Genomic DNA, 22847 nt, shown 5'->3' with positions numbered 1-22847 from the left:
CAAGTCAGTCCGCCGGTGACAGCCAGAATGGCGACCAGGAATCCAAGGGCGATTCTCGCGGTGTCGTCGATAACCATGTGTTCCCCCACATCTCGAATATGACGATCATCAAATCTAGCAGCGCCCCGTGGCGCCCGCTTTGATCTGGATCACTGGCGGGATCGTCACCCAAACGTCACCGATGCAAACTTGCTAGGTTGGATTGTTATTGATACTATTCATCTTTCCGGTTGAGATGAGAATGCCGATAGCCATGAGTTGCCGCCATACGTTGAGCCTTGCCGAAACCGGTGCCTTGGCCCTGGAGGATGCCGCCCGCGACCTTGATCGCGCCGCCGACGCCCCGACGTTTCTGGGCGCGCTGGAACGCAATCGCCGGGTCTGGCGGAGCATCGGTCATTTAGCGGCCATGCGGTCATGGCAGGTGCCCAACCGCCGCATGGTGGCCTATGCCATGAAGACGACCTGCCAAGCATCGGGGCGAGGCGGACGCGACGACCAGATCCTGGCGCTGATCGACATCAACCGGCAGGTGTCGGCGGCTCTGGCCGAGGGCAGCGATATCGAGGCCATCCGTAGCCGCGCCCATGCCATTTGGGAAGACCGTGGTCGCCCGTTCGGCAACGACATGGACCACTGGCTGCTGGAGGAGATGGAAGTTTCGGGAACCTAGCTCGCGCGCTGCAGCCGCTTGATGAAGGCCCAATAGGTTCCCAGGATCGGGCTGACCTTAAGATGGAGGCGCACCCGGTAGGGCAAGCGGGCGTGGGCGCAGTCGAACACCACGTTCAACTCGCCATTGGCGACGCCCTTCTTGAATTCGTCAGCGATGGCCGATCCCCTGGCCCAACCGGCCACATCGGTGAAGAAGTCGCGCCCGACGATGGGTGCCCGCGCGCCACCGCCCAGATCAGGCTCGGTGTCGTTATGGCCGAGAACGGTTCCCTCGGCCGAAAGCTCCACGGCGCCAAAGGGAATCAGGGTGATATCCCGGTCGTCGAGACGGCCAAGCGGATTCTCCGCGTCACCCGATTCGTAGGTGTAGACGGTCATGTTCCACGGGCCGGTCTTGGTGATTACGCTTGCCATAGGCTCAACTGGTCCTCCCCCCTTACTTGGGCTTGGAATTTGCCGTATTATCCCTCCCCGGTCCACAGGAACTTCAAGGACATTGGCATGGAACTCAAAGAAGGCAACGGACGGCTCGAGATCGAACTGCCGACCGTCGTCGATCTTCCCGTCGCCGCCGAGCTGCGCGACATCCTGCTTGATGCCCTGGCGCGCGACAGCGCCGCCGACGTCGTGCTTAAGGCCGCCAGCGTGGAACGGCTGTCCACCGCGGCCGTCCAGGTGGTACTGTCCGCCTCCGGTGGCTTCAAGGGGGCCGCCCGACGGTTCGAGGTTGAAACCCCCAGCGCCGCCGTGACCGAGACCTTCACCCAGCTCGGTCTGGCGTCCGACCTCCAGAAACTGGTTTAACAAAGGAAGTGTGAGAAATGGGAAAGTGCGTTCTGGCGGTTGACGATTCCAAGACCATGCGGGACATGGTGTCCTTTACCCTGCGCGGCGCGGGCTATACGGTGGTCGAGGCCGACAACGGCGTCACCGCGCTCAAGGCGCTGCAAGCCGCCGCCAAGGTCGATGTCATCATCACCGATGTCAATATGCCGGAAATGGACGGCATCACCCTGGTCCGCAAGATCCGTGCGCAGCCGCAGCACGCCGGAACGCCCGTGCTGATCCTGACCACCGAAAGCGACCAGTCGAAGAAGGACGAGGGCCGCTCCGCCGGCGCCACCGGATGGATCGTCAAGCCGTTCAGCCCCGACAAGCTGTTGCAGATCGTCGCCAAGGTCTGCCCGTAACACTCGACAGGGGGGGGATAGCACGCATGGCAGACGACCAGTCCTACGACCTGACCAGATTCAAGGCGACCTATTTCGAGGAATGCGCCGAACTGCTGGCTGCGGCCGAGGAAACCCTGACCCGTCTGCAAGAGGGCGGCGCATCCGCCGACGATCTCAATGCGGTGTTCCGTTGCGTCCACTCCATCAAGGGCGGCGGCGGCGCCTTCGCCTTCGAGGATCTGGTCCATTTCGCCCATGTGTTCGAGACGTCCATGGACGCCCTGCGGTCGGGCCGCGCCGAACTGACCCCCCATGTGGCCGACATCCTGGTGCGCGGCAACGACGTGCTGGGCGATTTTGTGCGCGCCGCCCAGGAGGAAACCGCCCTTCCCGCCGACCACGGCGCCGATGTCAAGGCGCAGTTGGCGAGCATTCTGACCGGCGGAACTCCCGCCCCCGCGCCCAAGCCCGCCGCCGCCGCACCGCCCGCCCCTGCTCCGGCCAAGACCGGTTTCGCCACCTGGACCATCCGCCTGACCCCGGCGCCAGGGCTGCTCAAGACCGGCAACGATCCGCTGCTGATGGTGCGCGAACTGGCCGGCCTGGGCGACATGGACGTCGCCGTCGATGCGTCGCGCCTGCCCGCCCTGGCCGAGATGGATGCGCTGGCCGCCTATCTCGCCTGGACCTTCACCCTGGTCACCGACAAGGGACGCGCCGCCATCGAGGAGGTGTTCGAATTCGTCGCGGGCGATTCCGCCGATGTGGTGATCGAACAACTGGGCGATGCCGTGCTGGCCGAGGAAGGCGACGGCTGGGGCCTGTTCGCCCCCATGCCGCCCGCCGCAGACGCGGTGGCGGCCCCGGTCCAGGCGGCGGCGGCTCCCACCGCCGGAGCCCACCCGCCCGGCGCCAAGCCAGCCGGCGGCGAGGCCGGAGCTGGCGGTATCCATACCTCCTCCATCCGCGTCGATCTCGACCGCGTCGATCGCTTGGTCAACATGGTGGGCGAGCTGGTCATCACCCAGGCCATGCTGGGCCAGCAGGCCAGCGGCTTTTCCATCGAGTCCCACCCGGAACTGGTCCAGGGGCTGCAAGAGCTTTCGCACCACACCCGCGAGCTGCAGGAAAGCGTCATGGCCATCCGCGCCCAGCCGGTCAAGGCGCTGTTCTCGCGCGCGCCGCGTCTGGTCCGCGATCTGTCCACCAAGCTGGGCAAGCAGGCCCGCCTCGTCATGAGCGGCGAGGGCACCGAGGTGGACAAGACGGTCATCGAACAACTGTCCGATCCGCTGACCCATCTGATCCGCAATTCCCTGGACCATGGCATCGAATCGCCGGAAGAGCGCATGGCCAACGGCAAGCCTGCCGAAGGCACCATCCATCTGGGCGCCGAGCATCGATCGGGCCGCGTCATCATCCAGGTCTCCGACGACGGCAAGGGCATCGACCGCAAGCGGGTGCTGGAAAAGGCCATCGAGAAGGGGCTGGTGGATCGCGGCGCCCAGATGACCGACGAACAGATCGATCAGATGATCTTCGCGCCGGGCTTTTCCACCGCCGCCCAGGTTTCGGACGTGTCGGGACGCGGCGTCGGCATGGATGTGGTTCGCCGCAACATCCAGGACGTGGGCGGCCGCGTGGTGGTCCAATCCACCCCCGGCCAGGGATCGCGCTTCATCTTGTCGCTGCCGCTGACCCTGGCGGTCATGGACGGCATGCTGGTGGCTGTCGGCAATGAACGCTATGTCCTGCCGCTGACCAATATCGTCGAATCGCTTCGCCCCACCGCCCAGCAGGCCCGCACCCTGGTCAATGTGGGCGACGTGCTGACCCTGCGCGGCGACTATATCCGCCTGATCCGCCTCTACGACCTGTTCGGCATCAAGAACGCCATCACCGACAGCACGCGGGGGCTGGTGGTGGTGGTGGAGACCGAGGGCGGCGACCGCATCGGCTTGCTGGTGGACGAATTGCTGGGCCAGCAGCAGGTGGTGATCAAGAGCCTGGATTCCAATTACCGGCCGGTGGAGGGCATTTCCGCCGCCACCATCCTGGGCGACGGCCGCGTCGCCCTGATCCTGGACGTGGGCGCCCTTCGCATCATGGGCGAGAGGCTGAACCGCGCCCAGGTCGAGGCCGCCGCAGCCGCGCAAGCGGCGGAATAGAATTAGGAGGGAGGGGATCTTGTCCGACAACACCATCCGTCAATTCATCTCGTTCACCATCGGCGACGAGGAATACGGCGTCGATATCATGGCGATCCGCGAGATCAAGGGCTGGACCGCCAGCACGGCGCTGCCCAACGCACCCACCTATATGCGCGGCGTCATCAATCTGCGCGGCGCCATCGTGCCGATCCTGGACCTGCGCGCCCGCTTCGGCCGCAACGCCACCGAGACCACGCCGCGCCATGTCATCATGGTGGTCGCGGTAGGCAGCCGGGTGGCGGGCCTGCTGGTGGACGCGGTGGCCGATATCCTGGCCGTCCCCGCCGAGGATATCCAGCCGGTACCGCAACTTGAATTGGTGGCCACCGGTTTCCTGACCGGATTGGTGACCGTCGAGGGCCGCATGGTCGCCCTGCTCGATCTTGACCATGTCTTCGCCTTCGAGGACATGGATCTTTCCGAACTCAACGCCGAGGCCGCCGCCTGAGGGCGGAAGTCATATGGATTTCCGCCCCGTGCGGACAAAGGGGACTGACATGACGAATTGGATGGCTAATTTCAAGGTGGGAAGCCGTATTTTCGCAGGCTTCATCATGATCCTTATCCTGCTGGCGGTGCTCGGCTATACCGGCTGGCATGCGCTGAACGGATCGACCGAGCGCGGCGCCGTCTTCGCCCGTCACTCCGATCAGGTCGCGGACATCCTCAAGATCAACGCCAAGGTCGCCGATCTGCGCCGGATGGTTCGCCAGTTCGGATTTACCGGTGAAGAAGCGGCGTTCAACCTGGGTCGCGATATCGGCGCCAGCCTGATCAGTGCCATCAAGGAATCGCAAAAGACATTCGTCTCCGACACGCGTCGCGAAGCCATGGGCAAGATGGCCCGCCTCGCCGAGGATTATATGGCCGATTTCGCCAAGGTCCGCGAGCTCCGCAAGGCCCGCGACGAAAACGAAGCCAGCATGCGAGGCGTGGGTGCCGGGGTGCTCGACAAGCTGGAAAAAGTCCAGGAGATGTCCGCCGCCGCCAACGACTGGCAAGCTGCCTTGCTTGCCAGCGAAATTCAGGTGGAAGCGGCCCTCACCCGTCTGGCGGCCTTGAACTATATCAACCTGCCGACACAGCAAAATCTGGACAATACCTCCAAGCGGCTTGGCAAGCTCAAGGCCGACACCGAAGCGGCCATGGCCAAGTCCAAAAATCCCCAGGCCCAATTGGTTCTCCGAGAGACCCTCCAAGGCATCGCCAGCTACGATGCGTCATTCGTCAGCTTGATCAAAAGCGTCGACGCCGCCGCCAACATGATCACTGTGGCCATGCCCAAGCAGGCCGCCGATTTCGCCACCATCGCGAACGGCCTGACCAAGGAGCTGGATGCCGAGATCGACAAGGAGGTCGCCGGGAACAAGGAGGCCAATGAAAACGCCATCCGCCTTGTGCTGACCGTCAGCGCCATCGCGCTCGGTCTGGGCGTCCTGTTCGCCTGGTTGATCGCCCGCGGCATCACCGGCCCGGTCAACAACATGACCAGCGCCATGGTCAAGCTGGCCGGCGGTGACAATTCCGTCGAGGTGCCCGCCCTGGGCAACAAGGACGAAATCGGCGAGATGGCCAAGGCCGTCCAGGTGTTCAAGCAGAATGCCATCGACAAGCTGCGCATGGAGGCCGAGCAACGCGCCGCCGAGGAGGCCCAGAGGACCGCCGAGGAGGAGCAGCGCAAGCGCGAGGCCGCCATCGTCGCCGAGGTGGCCGAGGTGGCCAAGGCCGCCAGCACTGGCGACCTCGACCGCCGCATCGACCTGGAAGGCAAGTCCGGCTTCCTGCTCAATCTGTGCGAGGGCGTCAACAATCTGGTCCATCTCACCGGCGTCGCCCTGAAGGACGTGGCGGGCGTGCTGGGCGCCGTGGCGCAGGGCGACCTGACCCGACGCATCACCGGGGATTATGCCGGGGTGTTCGGCCAGTTGAAGGGCGACGTCAACCTGACCGCCGACAAGCTGTTCGAAGTGGTCAGCAATATCAACGAAGCCGCCGGTCAGATCACCGGCGCCGCGTCCGAAGTGGCCGCGGGCAGCCAGGATTTGTCCGAGCGTTCGGAACAGCAGGCCTCGGCCCTGGAAGAAACCGCAGCCTCCATGGAGGAGTTGGCCGCCACCGTGCGTCAGAACTCCGCCAACGCCCAACAGGCCAACCAGTTGGCGGCGGGCGCCCGTGAGGTCGCGTCCGGCGGCGGCCAGGTGGTCAATGACGCCATCTCCGCCATGGGCCGCATCGAGGGCAGCTCGCAGAAGATCGAGGACATCGTCGGCATGATCGACGAGATCGCCTTCCAGACCAACCTTCTGGCCTTGAACGCCGCCGTGGAAGCGGCCCGCGCCGGTGACGCGGGCAAGGGCTTCGCCGTGGTGGCCCAGGAAGTGCGCAATCTGGCCCAGCGCTCCGCCCAGGCCTCCAAGGAGATCAAGGGGCTGATCGCCGAAAGCTCCAGTCAGGTGCGGTCCGGCGCCGATCTGGTCAAGGGTGCCGGCAAGACGCTGGAAGACATCCTGGGCTCGGTCAAGCGCGTCGCCGATATCGTGGCGGAAATCGCCGCCGCCTCGGCGGAACAGGCCTCGGGCATCGATCAGGTCAATCAGGCCATCACCCAGATGGACGAAATGACCCAGCAGAACGCCGCCCTGGTGGAGGAAAGCACCGCCGCCGCCCACTCGCTGGAAGATCAGGCCCGCCATCTCGGCGAGGTCATGGCCTTCTTCCATACCGGCGAGGAAGGCAAGGCCGCCGCTCCGGCCACCCGCGAGCGCCCGGCCGCCAAGACACCCGCCAAGGCCGCTCAGCGTCCGGCCGCCAAGAAGCCCGCCCCGGCCACGCACCTCGCCAAGCTGCACCGCAAGGCGGATGGCGGCGCGGCCCCGGCTCCCTCGGCCGCCAAGACCAATACCGCCGAGGAGGATTGGGCGGAGTTCTAGGATCAGGCGTCCCCCCCCGTCCATCTGGATGGGGGGGCCATTACCGACCGCGTCATGGCCGGACGTGTTCCGGCCATCCACGCGGATCAGCCCGAAAGACTTTGACATTCCATGCCCGGCGGCACCGCGTCGATGCCCCGCGACAAGCCGGACCATGGCCAGAGAGGTCAGATGAATACCGTCGAAGATCGACCGTCAGACTTCAACCTGGGGGATCGGGATTTCCAATTCCTGGCGTCCTTTCTGTCGCGCGAGACCGGGATCATCTTGTCGGACCACAAGCGCCAGATGGTGTCCGGCCGCTTGGTCAAGCGGCTGCGCGCCTTGGGGCTGCGCGATTTCGGCGATTATTGCGCCATGCTGGACGGCCCCAGGGCGCGTGACGAGATCGAGCATCTGGTCAATGCCATCACCACCAACATCACCAATTTCTTCCGCGAACCCCACCACTTCGACCATCTTCGCCACATGGTGCTGGAACCGCGCATGACGGAAGCGCCGAGGCGCCGCAAGCTGCGCATTTGGTCGGCCGGGTGTTCGTCGGGCCAGGAACCCTATTCCATCGCCATGACCATCGCCGACACGCTGAAGCCGGCCGAAGCCTGGGACGCCCTGATCCTGGCCACCGACATCGACACCAATGTGCTGAAGCGCGGCGCCGAGGGCATCTACACCGCCGAGGATACCGCCCATATCCCGGAAACCTACCGCAAACGCTTCGTGCGCCGCCTCCACAACGATCCCGACCATATGCAGATGGCCGACGAGGTAAAGCGCCTGATTCGCTTCAAGCGTCTGAACCTGCACGAACCCTGGCCCATGAAGGGGCCGTTCGATGCCATTTTTTGTCGCAATGTCGCCATCTATTTCGACAAACCGACACAAAGAGCTCTGTTCAACCGCTATTGCGACATGTTGACCATGGGCGGAATGCTATACCTTGGCCATGCCGAATCCTTGATCGGCATGAATGACCGTTTCGAGGTCTCCGACAAGACCGTATACAGGCGCATTCGATGACCCAGGACCAAGTCTGGGGGGGCCAGGCGGACGAGGCCGAGCGCCGTCGCTGGTTCGACCCGACCTTCAAGATCATGGCGGTCAAGGTTCTGCCCGGCGAGCACTATGTCTCCACCGCCGGGCAGGAGATGATCGTCACCGTGCTGGGATCCTGCGTCGCTGCCTGCGTGTGGGAACCGCGCATGAAAATCGGCGGCATGAATCATTTCATGCTGCCCGATTCGGGAAGTTCCGACGGCGCGCCGGTGGACAAATCCATGCGCTACGGCAATCACGCCATGGAAGAGCTGATCAACGACCTGCTGCGGCGCGGCGCCCGGCGCGAGGCCCTGGAGATCAAGGTCTTCGGCGGCGGCAATGTGGTCGCGGCCATGAACACCGGCCAAACCGTGCCCATCGGCGACCGCAACGCCGCCTTCGTGCGGCGTTATCTCGGCGAGGAAGGGCTGCGCATCGCCGCCGAGGATCTGGGCGGCCCACATCCCCGGCGCATCCACTTCTTTCCGCGCATCGGCAAGGTCATCCGCCTTTACCTGAAAAAGGACGTGGAACGCGCCGTGCTCAATCGCGAAATGTCCTACCGCTCGAAACTCAAGGATGTCCCCGTGGAAGGCGACATCGAATTGTTCACCTGAGAAACGCCATGGCCAAGATTCGCGTCCTCATCGTCGACGACTCGGCGCTCATGCGCCAGATCCTGTCGTCGTTGCTGTCCTCCGATCCCGCTATCGAGGTGGTGGGAACCGCGCCTGATCCGCTGGTCGCCCGCGAGAAGATCAAGGCGCTTAATCCCGACGTCATGACGCTGGACGTGGAAATGCCGGGCATGGACGGTATCGCCTTCCTGGAAAAGGTCATGACCCTGCGCCCCATGCCGGTGGTGATGGTGTCCTCGCTGACCGAGCATGGCGCCGAGGTCACCCTGCGGGCCATGGAACTGGGCGCCGTCGACGTGTTCTGCAAGCCCGCCGACGCCGCCTCGGGCGGGTTTTCCGGCCATGCCAAGGAGCTGATCGACAAGGTCAAGGGCGCCGCCATGTCGCGGGTCAAGGCCCTGGTCAATCACGGCATTCGCCCGCCGCCCAAGCTGGCGGTCACCCAGATCTACAAATCCACCGACCGCCTGGTGGCCATCGGATCAAGCACCGGCGGTGTCGAGGCGCTGCGCGACGTCATCTTGGCCCTGCCGCCCGACTCGCCGCCCATGGTCATCACCCAGCATATTCCGCCGCGCTTTTCCGCCAGCTTCGCCGAGCGGCTGAACGGCCTTGCCGCCGTCCGGGTCAAGGAAGCGATCGACAATGAACGCATCCTGGCCGGACATGTCTATATCGCGCCGGGCGACCGCCACCTGACCGTCAAGCGTTCGGGCGCCGCCCTGATGACCCACACCTTCGACGGGCCCCTGACCTCGGGCCACAAGCCCAGCGTGGACGTTCTCTTCCATTCCGTGGCCGAGGTCTGCGGTTCCAACGCCGTGGGCGTCATTCTGACCGGCATGGGGCGAGACGGGGCCGAAGGCCTGCTGGCCATGCGCCAGGCTGGGGCCAATACCTTGGGCGAGGATGAAGCGTCTTGCGTGGTCTATGGAATGCCCAAGGCAGCAAAGGAATTGGGCGGCGTCGAGAAGGAACTACCGCTGACTCATATTGCGGACGAGATACTTAAATTGTGTCGCGACACTGCTAGGCATTGATGCCGCCCCACGAATACGCGACACTGCCATTGGGGAACCACGGGGAAAACTTGATGACCGACAGTGTTGTTTCCAAGGCCGATCTGCTTGAGCTTCTGGCTCGCTGGCAGGCCTTTTCCGAATTGCAGCAGAACGCCTTCGCCTTCCTGGCCTCCGAAGCCATCGCCACCGGCGAGGAATTCGAGAATTCCACCAGTGGCGCCGCCCAGGTGCTGAGCCGCATGGGCGACGCCTCGGTGGTGCTGGACCCGGCCCAGATCCAGGCGGAGACCTTTTCCGTCGTGCACCGTCTCCAGGCCGCCGACCGCTCTCGCCAGGGACTGGAACAGGTGGCCTCGGTGCTGGAAACCCTGCGCGTTCTCGAAGCCGATCTGGTCCAGGCAGGCGGCCAGCCGCCGCTTCCCGACGTGGCCGACACCACCGCCCAGTGGATCGCCCGGCTGGAGGGCTGCGTATCGCTGGCCGATTGGCGCAAGCGGTTCAATCTCGCCCTGCACGGGCGTGATCCGGGGCCGCGCAATCCCGAACCCTCCGCTGATATCGACGACGAATTGTTCTGATGGCCAAAGCTCTCCTTCCTGATGCCCCCCCACCGGTCATGGTGGCGGTCTTCAATCAGAAGGGAGGCGTCGCCAAGACCACGACCGCCTGCAATCTGGCGGTCTGCCTGACCGCCTTCGGCTATCGGGTGCTGCTGGTGGATCTGGACACCCAAGGCAATGCCACCGGCAGCTTCGGCGTCTCGCCGCTGCCGCCGTCGGGCGCCTTCGAGGTCATCACCGGCCGCGCCAAGGTCGAGGAAGTGGCCCTGGACACCGTCTATGAAGGTCTGTGGCTGCTGCCCGCCACCACGTCCTTACGCGACAACGATCACCTGCTGACCCATGCCGGGCGCCGTCGCGGCCTGCTGGAAACCCGCCTTGCCCATACCGGCGTCGACGTGGTGGTGGTGGACTGCCCGCCCGCCCTGGCGGCCGCCACCGCCACCGCCCTGGCTTCGGCCTCGGCGGTGCTGATGCCGGTGCGCCCCGACCCCTTCGCCCATGAGGGACTCGTCAACACCTGGTACGAAATCAAGCGCATCCGCGAAGCCATCAACATGCATCTGGGGGTGGCAGGCGTGCTGTTGACCATGGCGGGGTCGGAGCCCACCGGCGACGATGTCACCCGCGTCATTCGCGCCGAATTCGGCGAGCAGGTCTATGGCGTGGAAATCAGCACCGACCCCAAGGTGGCCGAGGCGGCCCAGATGGGCCTGCCGGTGGTTGTTCTCGACCCGGACGGGCTTGCCGGCCGCGCCTATGTGGAAGCCACCGAGGAGCTTTTGATCCGCCTGTCGCGCCAGCAGCGGGCGGAAACCCGCCTGCGCCCGGCCGCCAGCGCGGTGGAGGCGCTGAACCGCCTGCGGGAATGGCGGGCCACCACCCATGCCTCGCTGCTGCGCATGCCCGCCCAGGCGGAAGGTTGGGCCAAGGGCCATCGCGCCAAGGCCGACGACGACGACGACGTGGACAGCTTCTACACACCGGAAACTCCCGCGCCCCATGCTCGGGGCAATGGTCGCCTTCGCGGCATGCTTCTGCTCTTGACGGCACTGATCGCCGGAATGGCGCTGGAAGCGGCGACCGGCTTGCTGAGACATTTGATGGGCTGACATGTCCGACCCGATTGCCTTCGCCGTGGCGGTTCTGACGCTGCTGGCCACGCCCGGCCCCACCAACACTTTGTTGGCGGCGTCCGGCGCGACCCATGGGCTCCGCCCGTCGCTGAAGCTGATCCCGGCGGAAATCTGCGGCTATCTGATCACCATCTGCCTGCTGCTCGGTATCGCGGCACCGCTGATCGCCGCCCATGCCATGATCGGGGTGGCGCTGAAACTGGCGGCCTGTCTGTGGCTGATCTGCTGCGCCACCCGGCTGTGGCGCGCCGCCGCCTTGGAATTGGAGCAGACGCGGACGAATCTGTCGGCCCGCCGGGTCTTCGTGACCACCCTGATCAATCCCAAGGCGCTGATCTTCGCCCTGGCCATCATCCCGCCGGGCTCGCCGGTCGAGATCGCGCCATGGCTGGCGGCCTTTTCCGGCATGGTGATCATGGTGGCCACGGGATGGGTCGCGGCGGGCGCCAGCCTCGCCCGCTCGGCGGGGCATCTGGCGACGCCGCGCCGCATCTGCCGGGCGACCGCGCTGGCCTTGGTCGTGTTCGCCATGCTGGTCGGCGGCTCCGCCGTCACCAGCGTCTACTGAACGAAATACATCCAGCGGCCGAAGGCATAGCCCAGGACGGCCCCAAGGGCCACCAGCAGCACCGCCACGCCGATCTTCCACCCCAATCCTGTCACCAGCGGAATGTCGTCCACCGTGGCGCTCAGTTCGTCGTCCCAGGACTGGGCGGGCGCCGGACCGGGCTCCATGGGCGGTGATTCGTGGACCGAGGGAAGCGCGCCGGGCTCGGTGCTGTGGGGGCGCGGCTTGCGCCACTCGTGAAGGCGCTCTTCCACGCCGTCGCCGGAAACCGGCTTGCCCCCCCTGTCGATCAGCCGGGCCAGCGCCACCTCGGCCAGACGGCGATAGGCCACGGCCGCCGGGGTGGAGGGATCGAGAACCACCAGCGGCAGATCGCGGGCGGCGGCCTCGATCACCTGCATGTCGCGAGGAATCATCACCGGCAGCACGCGGGCGCCGAACGAGGCGGCGATCGCCTCTTCCAGCCGGTGCATCAGCTCGCTGTCCTCGGTCATGGTGAACAGGATGCCCATGGTGTCGAGGTCGCGGTTGAAATGGGTGCGCACCCGCTGGATGTTCCACCACGCCTTATGCAACCCGTCCAGCGCCATGGGCGACGGCACCACCGGCAGGATCACCACGTCGGCCGCCACCGAGGCGTTGACCGACAGGATGCCGAAGGCGGGCGGGCAATCGATCACCACCACGTCCACATCGCTGGGCGTGGTGGCCAGGGCGCGTTCCAGCACATATTGAGGGTCCGGCTTGACGGCGATTTCCACATCGGCCCAGGACAGATCGTCGGACCCCGCCACCAGCCGCAGATTGGGATAGGGCGTCGGACGGCAGGCATGTTCCACGTCCACGTCGCCGCGCAAAAGCTGATAGGCGCCGGTGGCGGCGGGCGCCGACAGGCCGACGCTGGTGGATGCGTTGCTCTGGGCGTCCAGGTCGATCAGGATGACGTTCTTGCCCAAGGCGGCGAGGCAGACGGCAAGGTTCACGCTGGTGGTGGTCTTGCCGATCCCGCCCTTTTGGTTGAACACCACGACGACGCTGGGCTTGCCCGTGCCTGCCGACATTCTCCCCCCTCCTTCACAGGTCAGGCAGGACAATAACGGCCCATGCCTCACACCCGCAACCACCCATACTGAATATCACTGTAAACATTGTTGTGGAGGCAAGGGAATGTCCATATACTGCGGTCCCGTGAGCCAGCCATACTTTGACATAATCCGTCTGATCGAACGTTTGCATAGACATTTTCTCGATGTCTTGCGGACAGAGCTTCGGCGTCTCGGAATTGAAGACATCAACGCCGTCCAGGCGCTGTTGCTCTACAATATTGGCGAGAACGAAGTGGTCATTCGCGACCTGAAGGATCGCGGCTACTATCAGGGGTCCAACGTGTCCTACAACATCAAGGCGCTGACCGAGTGCGGCTACTTGACCCAGGAACGCTCTCCCCATGACCGCCGTTCGGTTCGCCTCAAGCTGGCCGACAAGGGCCTGAACCTCTGCAATGCCATCCGCAAGCTGCAGAACGACCTGGCCGCCACCCTCGGCGTCGACGAGGCCACCCAGGCCGAACTGATCACCACCTTGAACACCATGCAGCGCCTGGAGCGCACCTGGACCGATTTCGTCCAGTACGGCCGCATCCGCAGCCTTTAAATCAAAACCGTCTCAGCTCATACTATGTGCGAAACTGAAGGATGGCATGCATCGTCCGTGATCTGCGACGCGGGCATTCTGGGCGGCATGCCGGTGGTGGCGGGAACGCAGGATCGCGACCTGCTGCCGATCATCCGTCACGACGGTTTCGTCTTCATAGCCCGTTGTCCTATTAAACTTGAATAGGACGCTGGACCATGCCCCTTCCTCGGTCTGAACCCGGGTTCCGCTTCGCCAGGTCCGGCACCGTGGCTCTCGCATTCTCGTATATGCGTATGTCGCGCCCAGAGCAGATTAAGGGCGACTCGCTCCGGCGGCAACTCGAGGCGTCAAGGGAGTATGCCATCAAACATGGCCTGACCCTCAACGAAACCATGCAGGACATCGGCGTATCCGCCTTCCGGGGCAAGAACCGCACCGAGGGGACGTTGGCCGCATTTCTCGATCTGATCCGGGAAGAGGACATTCCGCCGGGATCGGCTGCCGGATGAGCGCCCGTCGGCTGAACGATGAAAATATTATTCCGTTCGGCCGGGCCATGGGCTGGCGCAACAGCGGTCGCGACTGGCGAGCATGAACTGATGATAGCCGCGCTGGAGCACATGCAGCGCCTGGATGACGTCGAAGACCGCTCGGAGCGCTACCGGGCCAGAGCCAGCTTCGCCCATGACCTGAAGCGCTTTATTGAGCGGATCGATATTAAAGCGCCGTGCGTCAAATATGACGCACGGCGCGATCTGCGGCCATTGCGGCCGCGGCCAAGCCGCTGTAGGCGGCGCCCGACGAGGGACATAAAGATAAGCTAGACCATCGTGCGTCACATTTGACGCTCGATGGTCTAACGAAGCCTTTGCAGATGTCGTTCCCCATGGTGACGAGGGTATTGCCCTTATTCTCGATGCCAAGGCTTTCGTTGGAATGATCGAGCAGAATCATGGGAAAAAGCTTTTCCGTAAGCTGTTGCGTGGGTGCGCCACTATTTACAGCGAACATCGTTACTGCGGGCAACTCCTCCCTCAGCACCCCGATAGCGACTACGGCAGCACCGGCGTCCACTCCATGTTGTCGGTTCCCAACGGCTCCCTTCGGGAGCCTCGAATCATGAGATGTTTGTCGGGGAACGAGTTTTTGTAGGTCATGACCCGAGACAATGCCTTTGGGGATCAAGTCACGTCCGCTCCATCCCCAGAAGCTCCACTATCTCATTGTTTGCAGGTTACGGCTGGGCTAGCTTCGGCTCGAGGGTTCAGAAGCGAGCCATCCTGGAGTGTCATCGAGAATGGCGATCTGCCGAACGTGTCAGTCCGACCAAGTCCCTGCATTCCTTCATTTTGATCGCATGCCCTTGGCCGGTGCATTTCTGGATGGCCCCGCGGATATGTCATCGGAGACGTTCCACCCGCTGACGGTCAGGGCGTGCGACTCCTGCGGCTTGATCCAGGTCGCGCCGATGATCCCTCCCGAAATCCTGTTCCGCCGCTACAATTTCATGACCGGCAGCATTCCCTCGCTGGTAGAGCATTTCACCGATTATGCCGGGTTCATCGCCAGGGAACTCAAAGCCGCCAACGTGGTCGAGTTCGGCTGTAACGACGGCACCTTGCTGGCCGCATTGGGTTTCCTTGGGGTGCGGGCCTTCGGCGTCGACCCGGCCGGCAATGTCCTGGAACTGGCCCGCAAGCGCGGCGTCGAGGTTGAACACGGATATTTCGACGAGGCCATGGCCGAGCGCCTGCTGATGAAGCTTGGTCCGGTCGATCTGGTCACCGGCAGCAATTGCTTCGCCCATAATCCGGACCAACGGCCGATCCTTCGCGCGGCGCGCCGCCTGCTACGCGAAGGCGGCCTTCTCGCCATAGAATGCATGTATGCGGGCGACCTGCTTGAACAACTGCAGTGGGACACGCTGTACCACGAACATCTGGTGGTCTACAGCCTGGGGTCGATTTCGGCGGTGCTGGGCCAGGAAGGGTTCACGGTGGTCGATGTCGACCGTGTTCCCATGCATGCGGGTTCGCTCCGGGTGTTTGCGACGCCGAGCGGCCCATCGGTGCGGCCGGGTCCGAGGGTGACGCGGATGGCGGAGATGGAGGCGTCGACGCGACTCAATCGCTCTGCCACCTGGAGGGAATTCGGCGATCTGGTCCAAAGGAGGATCAGGGACGTGGGCGAGGTGCTGCGCCAGCGGGCCGAGAGCAATACGGTATGGGCCTATGGCGCATCGGGACGCGCCACCATGTGGCTCAACGCGGCCAACCTGGACTTCGTGCGCAAGGTAGTTGATTCCTCGCCGTTGCGGGTGGGTAAGCTGATGCCCGGGCTGCACCAGCCCATCGTCTCGCCCGAGGAGTTTCACCGAGAGCAACCCGACATGATGCTGGTGACCGCCTGGAACTATTTTTCGTCCATCCGTGCCAAGGAACGCCAGTTCAGCGGCCAGTGGGTGCTTCCCTTGCCCAGTCTTGTCTTTCAGCGGGGCTGAAGGCTGTCCTTCCAGCGGCCCGACGAATCGGCGAACGCCGCCAGTTCGGCGATTTGCTTCGCCAGTGGGGGAAGCTGGATCGGGTGGCGCGTGGCAAGGCGTTGGTCCCGAGGCACCCCGCTTGGCCGCGGTCGTACCGTCAATGGCGCCTGGAACGCCTCGGCAATCAGGGCAAGGAGGCCCGCCTTCGTTACCGTTTCGCCGCACAGGTGCAAGAGACCGGGCCGGATTCCGTTCTCAACCAGTGCAACCACCTGTCTTCCGAGTTCAAGGCTGGACACGCCGTTCCAAAGATGATCGTCGAACCCCTCGACCACGCCCTGACATGACAGAAGCCAGCATAGCAGCCCGGTGAACCCCCGCGCTTCGGGCCCCACCATCGAAAAGCGCAGGACGAAGGCTGACGGCGGTTCGCTCTCCGCCTTCTGTCTTCCATAATCGTCGAGAGGCATCGGGACACAATCTTCGTCCCGAATGCCGGGCGCTGCCGATAAAACAGCGTCGCTGGACAGGTGGACAAGGGGCACCGAAGCGTCGGAACAGGCCTGTGCAAGCGCATGGGGAAAGCCCGCATTGATCCAATGCGCGTCCGGGGCGCTCGCATCCTTGACCACCACGGCATTGACCACGCCATCCAATCGGCCAAGCCCGGCCAGATCAATCGCCCCGTTCGGTCCTGGGACTCTGTCGCGGCCGACCGCCACAGGCAGGTGGCCGCGTTCGGCCAAGGCCCGCGCGATGGCGGTTCCGGCCATGCCGCTTGAGCCGAATATCGCCACTCTGGCCATTAAGGCGGATGGCGTTCGGCCGGAAACCGGCGGACGTCCGTCAATCTGGACTCGTCCAGAATCATCAGGCGATTGTCCTGGGTATTGGCTTTGAAGCGGACGTCGCGGCCGATTCCGAAGACGATGACGTCATCCGGGATATCGCGATCGATGACCATGGCGCCGGTGGCCATCCTTACGTTCCGCCCGACCTTGCAGCCACCGAGAATCGATGAACTCGGCCCCATCCAGAGCCCCCCCTCGATGGAGGGATAGCGTCCGTGGTTGTGGCCGATGTTGCAGTTCTGGTGCATCACGATGAAAGGGCCGAACTCGCAATAGCCGATGACGCTGCCTAGCGCGTGCTGCGGAACGAACAGGTCGATCTCCTCGGTGCGGTAGAACAAATTCAAGCCGCAGTACGACTTGCTCACCGCAAACAGGCAGTCCAGAAGCGCTTCCGGTGCTTTTTCCAGGAAAAGGCGGCGGGTGAATGGGTGCAGCAGGCGCGTCAAATGTTCGATATTGAGCGGATTGACCAGCGGGGTGCCGGACTCGTCCCTGAAGTAGCGGGCCTTGAACAAGGTGTGTTCGTCCGCGATCTTGCTCAGAACCTCCATAAACACCGGCTCGAACGGGGCAAGGGCCTTGTCCATGCCCGTCAGTGGGGCATGCCTGTCCATGATATGGCGGAACACCGCCCATATGACGTCCGGGGGCCATGTCCCCGGCGCATCCGAGGAAATCAGTCGGGCAAGATCGCTATGGTCGCTCATGGAGGATGCGGTCCGAACAGATCGTCGATCAAAGGATACAAGCGGTCGATGCCTTCGACCAGGGCATCGGATAGGGCCGAAAGCCCCGGCTTCTCCGCATGGGGCGCCATAACGGATGCATAGTTGAAGGTTTCGCAGAGCGCCGTCTGTAAATGTCCGATCAGGGTGCCGAAGGCGGTGCCCGAGGATGCTTCCAGCGAAATGAGTTCGGCGACGACACGATCGCAAAGAGTGACGGCCGCGTCCTGAGACGATTGCTGGGACGAGGCCAGGTCGGCCATCGCCTTTCGACAGCGGTCGAGGGTTTGATGAAAAATCCGCCTCAACTCGGCAAGACCATCGGGGTCGGCTAATCCGTCCGGAGCGTAAGCAAGGCCGCCGAGGGCGGACTGGATCTCTTCATCGCGTGATAAGGCGGGCGCGGGGAGGTCGATGGCGTCGGGCCTCAGCGGGGTCGTGCAGGGAATGAGCGATCCATCGCTGCAATTGATCACCCGGACGCCGGGGAAGGTTCGGATGGCGTTGGCCGCGGCATTCCGTCCCCAGTCCATCAGCCAGCCGCTATAGACCTGACCTCCGAAATTGCCGGGAACCAGGGTGTCGAGCGCGTAGGGGCGCCAACTGGTCAGGAACTGCTGACCGTCTTCACGGAAATAGATGGAGTCCTTCGAGTGATGCCTCGACGGATCCTTGGCGCCGAAATCCATTCCAAACAAGTATATCTCCCGAAATCCAAGGGAGAGCGCCGCGTAGATCGCCGTGTTGCCTGAGGTCGGCTCCGCCAGGGAGGTGGTCGCGGCCCCCTTCGCGTAGAGTCGGCTTGAACTGACGTCCTTGCGGAAGAAATAGGCCGCCTGCTTGTAAAGCGGCGGCACCCTGGGATCCACCGTGGGGGAGGCATAGAGGACGATGTCGGAAAGACCGTGCTGGTCGTTGATCTGTTCGGCTAGGCCTCCCATTTCAACGATGTTTTCCAGTTCGCAATGGATGTCGGGCCGGATGCCGTTCTCTAGCAGGATGCGCAGACCGCTGCTGGTGGAAATGACGATCGCTTGGTCCCGCAGGCGCCGGATATGTTCGATTCCCTGGTCGATGGATGGCCCGGCGCCAACAACGATCGCGGGACAGGCACGCGGAGTCGATACCGAGGATCGCTGAACGTGGAAGCTCTTGCGCGAGAAATTGGCGGTGTTGTTGCGCAGCATCCGCACCTGGTCCTCGACCCAGCCGGCGACCATGGCGAGGTCTTTGCAGTTCACGAGCAGGCGTTGGCCCAGTGCCGAAAGTTCCGGGCTCTGGTAATGGAAGTAGAAGTAGGATCCATTGATCAGCGGGTAATTGGGCCCCCGCATGATCTCGATCACCTTCGAGAAGGCGTCGCCCCCCCGAACGAAGCGAATATCGCGTCCTTCACGCCCCAGGGACTGGAACAACACCTGCCAGTCGATAGAGTGAAGGGTATGGACCAGAAAATCGTCATGAGGCTCCACGACGATCATCGTCTTGAACCGCAGCTTGTCCGCCAGCGCCTGAAGGTGATAACCGAGCCCGGCGCCGAATACGACCACATAGCCGCCGAACGGCCCCGGCTTCTCGGCCTTGGGACCGTCGGCCATGCCCTCCGCCATCGTCCGTATCAGGCGGTTCAGTTCGACGCAGTCCTCCGAGACTTCGCCAGGATCGACGAAAAGCCGGAGCGGTTCCTCCAGATAAGTACTCACCTGTCGCAATCCGGTCGATCGTGCCCCGTCGGGATAGACCAAGGAGCCGCCGCCCAGATCGACGTTGAGTTCTCCGTTGTCTCCGATCACCAATCGAGTGGACGGTTTCGCCGTTTCGAGACACCGCGCCAAAGCCGGATCGCGCTTCGACAACGCCCTGAGGTTTAGCCTGAAACGATCGAGATTCTGATAGGGCTTCATGGTGCCTGTCAGCCATTGAGACGAGGTGCCCGCCCAATCCGATGGTGGTGAGGACGGCACCCAGACTACCCCGCGTGCCGATTGGCGTAAAGTCATACAAACCCCCCGTGTGAGAGCTTGCGGCGACAAAATGCCGTGCTGTTCACTTCGGAAAACCCCGGTTTAGAACAAGAAAGTTCTTTTCCTGCTGGCTGGCTGCCGTCATTATTACCCTGTTTATTTCTGGCTCGGGCGCGGGCAAAATACGGGCTGGATGAGGAAATGATGATGAAGGTTCTAATCCTGTCCCCATATCCGGAAAGCTTGATGGAAACAGTGGCCCGTCTTGGTGATGAAGCGATTTGCTACAATGCCCCGATTACTCCTGAATTCATTGCCGCGACCCAGGCGGACTTCATCATCTCTTACGGCTATCGCACGATTATAAAAATAGACATTATCGAGCGATTTCCGCGGCGGATCGTCAACATGCACATCGCCTATCTTCCGTGGAATCGAGGCGTGCATCCAAACGTCTGGTCGTGGATCGAGGGAACACCCAAAGGGGTGACCATCCATTTCATCGACCAAGGGATCGACACCGGCGACATCATCGTCCAGGAGGAAGTCCAGTTTGGAAACGACGAAACCCTTGATACGACCTACAAAAAGCTAAGGGTCCAGATCGAACGGCTATTCGACCGTCATTGGGCCTCCATCCGATCTGGCTGCGACGCCACGCCGCAGGATCTTGCCGCCGGCAATAACCACAACAAAGCCCAGGGAGAGAAGATTCTCACCCTTCTGCCGCAAGGCTATCAGACGCCGGTTGCGACTGCCGAGGAGCTTGGCCGGCAGCTTGGTCTGCGGATCCGTCCATAGGAGCCTTCCTGTTGAGCACGACGTCCCCCCCCCGCACAAAGGTCCATCGCCGCAACACATGCCGACTGTGCAACTCGGCGCGCCTCACTCTGGTTATGCAACTGGCGCCGACACCGCCTGCAAACGCTTTTGTTTACGAGGCGGAGCTTGGCGTTGATCAGGAGCTGTTCCCCCTTGACCTGTATTTCTGCGAGGACTGCGCTCATCTACAGAGACTTGACTTGCTGGATCCTTGGGTGTTGTTCGAACATTATGTCTATGTTTCTGGGACTTCGCCGGTATTCGTGAAGCACTTCGAGGACTATGCCGCCTTTGTCATGGACAGCTACAAGCCGAATCCCGGCGGGTTGGTTCTGGAATTCGGTTCCAATGACGGAACGCTGCTCGATTTCTTCCAAAAATCGGGGATGCGCGTCCTCGGCGTCGATCCGGCACGGAGCATCTCCGAGGACGCCACCGCCAGGGGAATTGAGACCATTTGCGGCCTGTTCGGAAAAGAGCTTGGCGAGGATATCCTCGCGACGCGCGGCAAGGCCGAGGTGATCTGCGCCAACAATGTCTTCGCCCATATCGACGACCTCGCCGGCGTGGTTGACGGCATTCGAAATCTGCTCACCCCATCGGGCGTGTTCGTGTTCGAGGTCTCGTATCTCGGAGACGTCGTTCGAAACATCCTGTTCGATACCATCTATCACGAAGGGCTGGACTACCATTCGGTCAAGCCGCTGGTGAGGTTCTTCGCGGCTCACGGACTTGAATTCATCGATGTCCTTCCGGTGCCCACCCATGGCGGCAGCATCCGGTGTGTCGCCCAACTGGCGGGAGGACCGCATGCCGTCCAACCGTCCGTGGCGGCCAGCATTGCCGACGAGGAGGCAATGTGTCTCGACCGGGCGGAAACCTTCCGCAGCTTCGCCCGCAATATCGATGCGCTGGGGGCCGAATTACGCCGCCTGCTGAACGGACTCAAGGCCGATGGGAAGCGTATTGCGGGCTATGGCGCGCCGGCCAAGGCAACCACGTTTCTCTACCACTTCCGGATCGGCCCCGACCTGATCGACTTCATTGTCGAAGACAATCCGCTGAAACAGGGAATGTACACTCCCGGCAAGCACATCCCCTTGGTCCCGCCGTCGGTCCTGGCTGATGCCAAGCCGGATTACATCTTGATCCTGGCGTGGAACTTCGCCGACGCCATCATCGAAAAGCACGCGAGCTATCGCCAGGCCGGCGGCCGTTTCATTATTCCGATTCCTGCCGTTCGTGAGGTCTAACCGTGACAGTCTCTGCGCCCAAGGTCACCGTCTTGATGCCGACCTACAACCAATGCCGGTATATCGACAAAGCCGTTCGATCGATTCTGACCCAGAGCTTCACCGACTTTGAAATGATAATTTTCAATGACGGCTCCACCGACGGGACTGCCGATTATCTGGCCACCATCACCGACCCTCGGGTTCGGATCATCCACCAAGAAAATATTGGCTTCACATGTTCTGTGAATAACGGCATCCGATTGGCACGTGGGGAATTCATCACCTGGATTGGGTCCGATAATATCCATGAGCCCTGGTTTCTCGCGGCCCTGCTTGGCGGGCTGGCGGCTTTTCCCGAGACCGGATTTGCATATTCCGCCTTCTATCTGATGGATGAGAACGATACGATCACAAGTCTGGTCTCCTGCAATCATCTGGCGCCGCGCAACCTTGCCATCAGCGAGAATGGCTTCGGGGCTCCCACTTTCCTGTACCGTCGCAGCTACCACGATGTCGTCGGCTATTACGACGAGGATATGAAATACGCCTGCGACACGGATTTCTGGGAACGGATATTGCGTCATGCGAAGCCAGTTTATGTCATCGAGCCGACCGCCCGGTTCCGCGAGCATGGCGAGGCTGCCTCCACCACCAAGAAGGATGTGATCGGACAGGATATGGGGAAGGCGATCATGCGGAACCTCAATGAAATCGTGACGGGCGAGCGCGATCTCGCTTCCATCTACGGCAGCCACCCTGACTTTCCCACTGACATGTTCGCGATTGCCTGTGATTTCGGGGCGAAGGTGGCGCTGCGCACGCGGAATCCCCGCATGGCCGCACCTTTTTACGAACAGGCCCTAAGCCTTACGCCCCGTCGACAGCTTCTCGAAACGCTGACGGCCTATGTCGGGCTATCCACCCATCTCGCCAGCAATGAACTGTTGGCGAAGGTTTCTGCGGCCTTGCGCAAGAACCAAGCGCTGACCGCCGACGATTTCGAGCTGGCGGCTTCCCTGGTGCTGGAAATGCGGGCTTTGGCCGTCTCGGTCGCTGTTGACCCAGCACAGGTCAAGGTGCTGCTGGTGTGCCCGGTTCTGGAGCGATATATGTGGCGGGACCGGCGAACCTATTCTTATATTTCGACCCTGGCGGCCCAGAACGGTCTCCTCCCGTCCTGA

General features: G+C 62.8%; 24 protein-coding genes. 19 read left to right on the top strand and 5 right to left on the bottom strand.

What is annotated here, in order from left to right; translation table 11 throughout:
• Positions 1–241: 241 nt before the first annotated feature.
• On the top strand, positions 242–673 hold the full coding sequence (locus CU669_RS09070) for a DUF2934 domain-containing protein (RefSeq protein ID WP_239988629.1): 432 nt from the start codon (positions 242–244) through the stop codon (positions 671–673).
• Here the strand turns inward: CU669_RS09070 and CU669_RS21360 are convergent.
• The gene (locus CU669_RS21360) at positions 670–1089 is read right to left on the bottom strand and encodes a hypothetical protein (RefSeq protein ID WP_161539629.1); all 420 of its coding nucleotides are present in this window, start codon (positions 1087–1089) and stop codon (positions 670–672) included. The two genes, CU669_RS09070 and CU669_RS21360, sit on opposite strands and share 4 nt — an antisense overlap.
• An 87-nt stretch (positions 1090–1176) precedes the next feature.
• On the opposite strand from CU669_RS21360, the gene CU669_RS21355 reads away from it, so the two are divergent.
• The 11 genes from CU669_RS21355 to CU669_RS09015 all read left to right on the top strand — a co-directional run bounded on the left by CU669_RS21355 (position 1177) and on the right by CU669_RS09015 (position 11949).
• On the top strand, positions 1177–1479 hold the full coding sequence (locus tag CU669_RS21355; protein ID WP_161539628.1) for an STAS domain-containing protein: 303 nt from the start codon (positions 1177–1179) through the stop codon (positions 1477–1479).
• A 17-nt stretch (positions 1480–1496) separates the two neighbouring features.
• Positions 1497–1865 carry a response regulator gene (locus CU669_RS09060; protein WP_112143902.1) on the top strand — a complete coding sequence of 123 codons (369 nt, stop codon included), beginning with the start codon at positions 1497–1499 and terminating at the stop codon, positions 1863–1865.
• A gap of 26 nt (positions 1866–1891) precedes the next feature.
• Complete coding sequence (locus CU669_RS09055; RefSeq protein WP_112143900.1) at positions 1892–4015, top strand: chemotaxis protein CheA; 2124 nt, start codon at positions 1892–1894, stop codon at positions 4013–4015.
• A 19-nt stretch (positions 4016–4034) separates the two neighbouring features.
• Positions 4035–4505 (top strand): chemotaxis protein CheW, encoded by a 471-nt coding sequence (locus CU669_RS09050; protein ID WP_239988628.1) that lies wholly within the window; start codon positions 4035–4037, stop codon positions 4503–4505.
• A gap of 49 nt (positions 4506–4554) precedes the next feature.
• A complete protein-coding gene (locus tag CU669_RS22030) occupies positions 4555–6987 on the top strand; it encodes a methyl-accepting chemotaxis protein (RefSeq protein WP_161539627.1) in 2433 nt (810 codons plus the stop codon).
• A gap of 171 nt (positions 6988–7158) precedes the next feature.
• On the top strand, positions 7159–8007 hold the full coding sequence (locus CU669_RS09040; protein ID WP_112144099.1) for a CheR family methyltransferase: 849 nt from the start codon (positions 7159–7161) through the stop codon (positions 8005–8007).
• Positions 8004–8642 (top strand): chemoreceptor glutamine deamidase CheD, encoded by a 639-nt coding sequence (gene cheD, locus CU669_RS09035; RefSeq protein WP_112143896.1) that lies wholly within the window; start codon positions 8004–8006, stop codon positions 8640–8642. Before CU669_RS09040 ends, cheD begins: the two co-directional genes overlap by 4 nt.
• Positions 8643–8650: 8 nt before the next feature.
• Positions 8651–9703 (top strand): protein-glutamate methylesterase/protein-glutamine glutaminase, encoded by a 1053-nt coding sequence (locus CU669_RS09030; RefSeq protein ID WP_112143894.1) that lies wholly within the window; start codon positions 8651–8653, stop codon positions 9701–9703.
• Positions 9704–9756: 53 nt separating this feature from the next.
• Positions 9757–10263 carry a hypothetical protein gene (locus CU669_RS09025; RefSeq protein ID WP_112143892.1) on the top strand — a complete coding sequence of 169 codons (507 nt, stop codon included), beginning with the start codon at positions 9757–9759 and terminating at the stop codon, positions 10261–10263.
• The gene (locus CU669_RS09020; RefSeq protein WP_112143890.1) at positions 10263–11357 is read left to right on the top strand and encodes a ParA family protein; all 1095 of its coding nucleotides are present in this window, start codon (positions 10263–10265) and stop codon (positions 11355–11357) included. Before CU669_RS09025 ends, CU669_RS09020 begins: the two co-directional genes overlap by 1 nt.
• A 1-nt stretch (position 11358) precedes the next feature.
• Positions 11359–11949 (top strand): LysE family translocator, encoded by a 591-nt coding sequence (locus tag CU669_RS09015; protein ID WP_112143888.1) that lies wholly within the window; start codon positions 11359–11361, stop codon positions 11947–11949.
• Here CU669_RS09015 and CU669_RS09010 read toward each other — a convergent pair.
• Positions 11943–13010 carry a ParA family protein gene (locus CU669_RS09010; protein WP_112143886.1) on the bottom strand — a complete coding sequence of 356 codons (1068 nt, stop codon included), beginning with the start codon at positions 13008–13010 and terminating at the stop codon, positions 11943–11945. The genes CU669_RS09015 and CU669_RS09010 overlap by 7 nt on opposite strands.
• Before the next feature lie 106 nt (positions 13011–13116).
• Here CU669_RS09010 and CU669_RS09005 point away from each other — a divergent pair, with 106 nt between their 5' ends.
• The 4 genes from CU669_RS09005 (at position 13117) to CU669_RS08985 (ending at position 16084) form a co-directional block, all read left to right on the top strand.
• Entirely contained in the window at positions 13117–13602 is a 486-nt protein-coding gene (locus CU669_RS09005; RefSeq protein WP_192884601.1) for a MarR family winged helix-turn-helix transcriptional regulator, read from the top strand.
• A 57-nt stretch (positions 13603–13659) separates the two neighbouring features.
• Complete coding sequence (locus tag CU669_RS22025; RefSeq protein WP_275667811.1) at positions 13660–13788, top strand: hypothetical protein; 129 nt, start codon at positions 13660–13662, stop codon at positions 13786–13788.
• A gap of 62 nt (positions 13789–13850) precedes the next feature.
• Complete coding sequence (locus tag CU669_RS09000; RefSeq protein ID WP_205119409.1) at positions 13851–14093, top strand: recombinase family protein; 243 nt, start codon at positions 13851–13853, stop codon at positions 14091–14093.
• A gap of 788 nt (positions 14094–14881) precedes the next feature.
• Positions 14882–16084, top strand: a complete 1203-nt coding sequence (locus tag CU669_RS08985) for a class I SAM-dependent methyltransferase (RefSeq protein ID WP_112143877.1) — start codon at positions 14882–14884, stop codon at positions 16082–16084.
• On the opposite strand, the gene CU669_RS08980 is transcribed toward CU669_RS08985, so the two are convergent.
• The 3 genes from CU669_RS08980 to CU669_RS08970 form a co-directional block, all read right to left on the bottom strand.
• Positions 16072–16872, bottom strand: a complete 801-nt coding sequence (locus tag CU669_RS08980; protein ID WP_112143875.1) for a sugar nucleotide-binding protein — start codon at positions 16870–16872, stop codon at positions 16072–16074. The genes CU669_RS08985 and CU669_RS08980 overlap by 13 nt on opposite strands.
• On the bottom strand, positions 16872–17507 hold the full coding sequence (locus CU669_RS08975) for an LbetaH domain-containing protein (RefSeq protein WP_146747709.1): 636 nt from the start codon (positions 17505–17507) through the stop codon (positions 16872–16874). The genes CU669_RS08980 and CU669_RS08975 overlap by 1 nt, the downstream gene beginning before the upstream one ends.
• Positions 17508–17623: 116 nt before the next feature.
• Positions 17624–19549 (bottom strand): motility associated factor glycosyltransferase family protein, encoded by a 1926-nt coding sequence (locus CU669_RS08970; RefSeq protein ID WP_161539625.1) that lies wholly within the window; start codon positions 19547–19549, stop codon positions 17624–17626.
• 135 nt (positions 19550–19684) lie between these two features.
• On the opposite strand from CU669_RS08970, the gene CU669_RS08965 reads away from it, so the two are divergent.
• The 3 genes from CU669_RS08965 to CU669_RS08955 are packed head-to-tail and all read left to right on the top strand — an operon-like array spanning position 19685 to position 22847.
• Positions 19685–20410, top strand: coding sequence for a formyltransferase family protein (locus tag CU669_RS08965; RefSeq protein ID WP_146747708.1), 726 nt, complete (start codon positions 19685–19687; stop codon positions 20408–20410).
• 11 nt (positions 20411–20421) lie between these two features.
• Complete coding sequence (locus tag CU669_RS08960) at positions 20422–21684, top strand: methyltransferase domain-containing protein (protein WP_239988626.1); 1263 nt, start codon at positions 20422–20424, stop codon at positions 21682–21684.
• 2 nt (positions 21685–21686) lie between these two features.
• Positions 21687–22847, top strand: a complete 1161-nt coding sequence (locus CU669_RS08955) for a glycosyltransferase family 2 protein (RefSeq protein WP_112143865.1) — start codon at positions 21687–21689, stop codon at positions 22845–22847.

Origin of the sequence: Paramagnetospirillum kuznetsovii (assembly GCF_003284725.1) — a bacterium.
Classification (GTDB): domain Bacteria; phylum Pseudomonadota; class Alphaproteobacteria; order Rhodospirillales; family Magnetospirillaceae; genus Phaeospirillum; species Phaeospirillum kuznetsovii.
This window is presented reverse-complemented; position numbering and strand designations above follow the sequence as displayed.

Coding starts and splice junctions, on each gene's coding strand:
- CU669_RS09070 (WP_239988629.1), top strand. CDS start 242: ATGCCGATAGCCATGAGTTGCCGCCATACGTTGAGCCTTGCCGAAACC.
- CU669_RS21360 (WP_161539629.1), bottom strand. CDS start 1,089: ATGGCAAGCGTAATCACCAAGACCGGCCCGTGGAACATGACCGTCTAC.
- CU669_RS21355 (WP_161539628.1), top strand. CDS start 1,177: ATGGAACTCAAAGAAGGCAACGGACGGCTCGAGATCGAACTGCCGACC.
- CU669_RS09060 (WP_112143902.1), top strand. CDS start 1,497: ATGGGAAAGTGCGTTCTGGCGGTTGACGATTCCAAGACCATGCGGGAC.
- CU669_RS09055 (WP_112143900.1), top strand. CDS start 1,892: ATGGCAGACGACCAGTCCTACGACCTGACCAGATTCAAGGCGACCTAT.
- CU669_RS22030 (WP_161539627.1), top strand. CDS start 4,555: ATGACGAATTGGATGGCTAATTTCAAGGTGGGAAGCCGTATTTTCGCA.
- CU669_RS09040 (WP_112144099.1), top strand. CDS start 7,159: ATGAATACCGTCGAAGATCGACCGTCAGACTTCAACCTGGGGGATCGG.
- cheD (WP_112143896.1), top strand. CDS start 8,004: ATGACCCAGGACCAAGTCTGGGGGGGCCAGGCGGACGAGGCCGAGCGC.
- CU669_RS09030 (WP_112143894.1), top strand. CDS start 8,651: ATGGCCAAGATTCGCGTCCTCATCGTCGACGACTCGGCGCTCATGCGC.
- CU669_RS09025 (WP_112143892.1), top strand. CDS start 9,757: ATGACCGACAGTGTTGTTTCCAAGGCCGATCTGCTTGAGCTTCTGGCT.
- CU669_RS09020 (WP_112143890.1), top strand. CDS start 10,263: ATGGCCAAAGCTCTCCTTCCTGATGCCCCCCCACCGGTCATGGTGGCG.
- CU669_RS09015 (WP_112143888.1), top strand. CDS start 11,359: ATGTCCGACCCGATTGCCTTCGCCGTGGCGGTTCTGACGCTGCTGGCC.
- CU669_RS09010 (WP_112143886.1), bottom strand. CDS start 13,010: ATGTCGGCAGGCACGGGCAAGCCCAGCGTCGTCGTGGTGTTCAACCAA.
- CU669_RS09005 (WP_192884601.1), top strand. CDS start 13,117: ATGTCCATATACTGCGGTCCCGTGAGCCAGCCATACTTTGACATAATC.
- CU669_RS08985 (WP_112143877.1), top strand. CDS start 14,882: ATGGCGATCTGCCGAACGTGTCAGTCCGACCAAGTCCCTGCATTCCTT.
- CU669_RS08980 (WP_112143875.1), bottom strand. CDS start 16,872: ATGGCCAGAGTGGCGATATTCGGCTCAAGCGGCATGGCCGGAACCGCC.
- CU669_RS08975 (WP_146747709.1), bottom strand. CDS start 17,507: ATGGACAAGGCCCTTGCCCCGTTCGAGCCGGTGTTTATGGAGGTTCTG.
- CU669_RS08970 (WP_161539625.1), bottom strand. CDS start 19,549: ATGAAGCCCTATCAGAATCTCGATCGTTTCAGGCTAAACCTCAGGGCG.